Source organism: Streptomyces sp. NPDC058664 (assembly GCF_042716635.1).
GTDB lineage: Bacteria > Actinomycetota > Actinomycetes > Streptomycetales > Streptomycetaceae > Streptomyces.
The window spans coordinates 1-2,635 of record NZ_JBHXRW010000175.1; the positions used below are offsets into that span (position 1 = coordinate 1).

General features: G+C 56.7%; 1 protein-coding gene and 2 pseudogenes. 2 read left to right on the forward strand and 1 reads right to left on the reverse strand.

Annotated elements, in window-relative coordinates:
* Positions 1-215 precede the first annotated feature (215 nt).
* A pseudogene (locus ACFWUY_RS41215) lies at positions 216-417 on the forward strand (integrase core domain-containing protein); the annotation flags it as partial.
* A 1,099-nt stretch (positions 418-1,516) separates the two neighbouring features.
* On the opposite strand, the gene ACFWUY_RS41220 reads toward ACFWUY_RS41215, so the two are convergent.
* Positions 1,517-2,176 (reverse strand): lysophospholipid acyltransferase family protein, encoded by a 660-nt coding sequence (locus tag ACFWUY_RS41220; RefSeq protein ID WP_384122054.1) that lies wholly within the window; start codon positions 2,174-2,176, stop codon positions 1,517-1,519.
* A gap of 365 nt (positions 2,177-2,541) precedes the next feature.
* On the opposite strand from ACFWUY_RS41220, the pseudogene ACFWUY_RS41225 reads away from it, so the two are divergent.
* Positions 2,542-2,635, forward strand: a pseudogene (locus ACFWUY_RS41225) (transposase); the annotation flags it as partial.

Here is a 2,635-nt window from a genome sequence, read left to right on the forward strand (position 1 = left end):
TGTGGGCTCTCCTGCGCGACGACAGGCTGTTCACCCCCTTCCCACCCGTCGCGCAGGAGTCTTGACTTCGTCATTGAGACTCCTGGCGGACGGTGCACCTTGGTCGTGAACCCGTCTACCAGGAGCTTCGTCGTTCCACCGATCCGTCCAACACACGGCCAGCGACGTCAGGTTGGAAACGGCTCAGTATCAGGCTGCCGGTCGGACGCACTAGCCAGTGCTGGGACAATGCCCTCGCCGAATCGTTCTTCTCCACCCGGAAAAACGAGCTCGGCGATACTCGTCCCTGGCCCAGCCGGGCCGCTGCCCACACCGCCATATTTCGAGTGGATCGAAAGCTGGTACAACGTGCACCGGCTCCACAGCAGCCTCGGCTACCGCAGTCCCGCCGCATACGAGACCGCCCTCGCGGCCTGACCACCACACCAAAGGTGTCCGCCAAAGCGGAACAAGCTCACCGCCAAGACGTTCGGCGCTGTCATGTGCCGCTTCTTCGCCCATTCTCCGGGCACTTCGACCGGAGGGTCCATCTGACCGTCAACCGGCACTCGGCCCATCGCTAGAAGACCGTCCGGGACTGGCTCGCCGACCACAAGAACGAGATCAAACTGCGCTTCCTGCTCTCTCGAGCTGAACCCGGACGAACTGGTCGCCCTCGATCTCAAACGCAGCCTGTCTCACACTTACCGGGCCAGAAACCAGACCGAACTTGCCGCCGGGACTCGCAAATTCTCTCACCGGTCACAACGCCAGGCACATGCCGTCACCAGTCACTTTAGCCCCGCGCGTCCGCTACATCCTCGACGATTGGACCCAATAAGTTTCTGGTCAATAGCACAGATCAATGAACTTCGAGGCAGCAGCATTCCACATGGTGAAGGCCAACTGATGACATCGCGTGTGGTGACGTATTCTGTGCCAGAACCGGCCGTTCGAGGAGTCGAATACCTGGTATCGCTAGGTAGGCTTTACCTAGCTGAGAAGGTGATGCGGCACCTAGGTTCTGCTCCTGCAGAGGACTGTAGGAAGAACCGAACTTGTTAGCCCGTGTCTGGAGTCGTTGATGGTCGGAGACTCCGTGAATCGTTCCTCCGTCCACACGTCAGCCCATGCGTCCAGCCTCATTTTTCAGCAACGCCTCCTGATCCGTGGCCAGAATTTCTGACGCTGCTATCGAGACCTTCAAGTGGTCCAGCCATCGCTTTCTGCATAGCCGGGAGCAGTAAGGACGCCAGAGGAAGTCCCCCACCTGATGGGCGATCTGCAAGCATTCCGGGCAACGCCAGCCAGGCAACCTAAACCCCATTACTGATGTGCTTTCACTAAAATGAGATGAACTCACAGAGCGGCTCCAACATGCGTGTAGGCAGGATCTACATATCCTTTTGGGCCGGCAAAACTCCGTGGCGCAGGGACCTATCCTTTTCGGAGCCAACGACTCAACTCAATGACCGTTAGACTACGAGAATAGGCGAGTAGCATCCAACTGCGAGGTTCATGGCGCGCGCATGCAAGTCTAAGCCGAAATTTCCGACTTTACCTCGGATGCATACCGGTCCACATACTGCTGATCAGACAGTTCACCAATGGCGACCATAATCGCATCTGCAGTCTGCCTGAGCGTCACATGATCCGCTTGACTCGTTCCAATGAAATGGCAAGGGTCTCCGAACGAGATTGAAATCTTTCGGACTCGAGGAATGACCCTACCGGGCGGCATCGCCTCAAACGTTCCAGATATTGAACAAGGAATTACCGGAACTCTAGCGGATAGTGCAATCTTTGCGACACCTGTATGTCCTTTATAAAGCCTACCGTCCGGCGATCTGGTGCCCTCTGGGTAAATTCCGAGTAGACCCCCTGCAGTCACAACCCTTTTTCCAGCCACGAGGGCTGGGTTAGCCGCCGCCCCTCCGGCGCGGTCTACAGGTATCTGACCTCCTGCACGGAAGAATGCATTCATCAACCTCCCCTTTAGGCCACGCTGATTGAAGTAGTCCGACTTAGCAATGAACGTAATGCGCCGAGGCAACACCAAGGCGAGTACGAACTGATCCAGGAACGAGAGATGATTTCCTGCGACTATGGCGCCGCCCATTTTCGGCACATTCCTAAGCCCCTTAACTTCAGGACGAAAAATGACACGAATGAGAGGTCCAATAATCACATACTTCATCAACGCATAAAACAAGGCATCCCTTTCACCTAAAGCCGACAGCCCGCAGGCGAAGAATCGTCCACTCGCTCCCTACGGCTACTCATCGTAGACATTCATCAGTCGCTCAATGTGAGTGGAATTTACTCAATGGAATGATGGCTGAACATCCTCCTCACATAGGGCAAAAACTGACTAGGCGACAAAAATAGGGCACGTCGGCCGTCAAGAGGCCATCTAGATGAACCGTTACGGCTGCTGCTCTCGACGGAAGTGGATCCTCCAGCGGGGGCGAAGTCATATACCGGTAGCGGAGTAGCGGGCCTCTCGGCGCAGTTGCGGCATCACCACGCCAGCCGGCGCTCTGGCCCTGGGAGCGATACGTCGGCGAGACCGACCACGTGCACCTGTTGGTGCACTACCCACCGAAGGTCGCCCTGTCGAAGCTGATCAACAGTCTCAAGGGCGTCAGGTCCCGGT

Coding starts and splice junctions, on each gene's coding strand:
- ACFWUY_RS41220 (WP_384122054.1), bottom strand. CDS start 2,176: ATGAAGTATGTGATTATTGGACCTCTCATTCGTGTCATTTTTCGTCCT.